At 61.5% G+C, this 478-nt stretch carries 1 protein-coding gene; it reads right to left on the bottom strand.

The window, feature by feature from the left end:
* Window positions 1-478 (bottom strand): AAA family ATPase (locus tag L9G74_RS23840; RefSeq protein ID WP_238898516.1); only part of this gene is annotated, 478 nt, incomplete at both ends.

Here is a 478-nt window from a genome sequence, read left to right as displayed (position 1 = left end):
CCTCGTCGGGGACGTTGTCGGTGCGGAAGATACCCTTGCAGACGCCGACACGGTCGTCGCGGGTGGGAGCCCAGTAGAACTTCTCCATACGCCCGTCACGGATGAGCGGCGCGTACAGCGTGGAGAAGTCGTTGCCGGTGACGATGATGGGGACACGGGGGTTGTCCTCCTTGTTGTCCCTCCCGGGGAGCTGCACGTTGGTTGGGTTGTCGGCGATGTTCATCAGGGTGGCGTTCACCATCTGGTTGTTCACCGTGTACTGGGTGGTGCCTCCCATGCGACCTGCACCCGCGTCCAGATCGTTGATGAAGAGGCAGCACATCTTCCCCTTCTTGATGATGTCTGCCGCCTCACGGTACCGCTGCCTGATCAGCTTCGCCGGCTCTCCGGCGTTGCCGCTCTCCAGCTCTCCGGCGCTCATCATGATGGGGTTGATCCCCATCTTGGCGAAGACGAGCTCACACTGGAAGGATTTTCC

Origin of the sequence: Shewanella electrica (assembly GCF_022321485.1) — a bacterium.
GTDB classification, from domain to species: domain Bacteria; phylum Pseudomonadota; class Gammaproteobacteria; order Enterobacterales; family Shewanellaceae; genus Shewanella; species Shewanella electrica.
The sequence above is the reverse complement of the archived record's forward strand: the minus strand, read 5'-3'. Positions and strand labels throughout refer to the sequence as shown.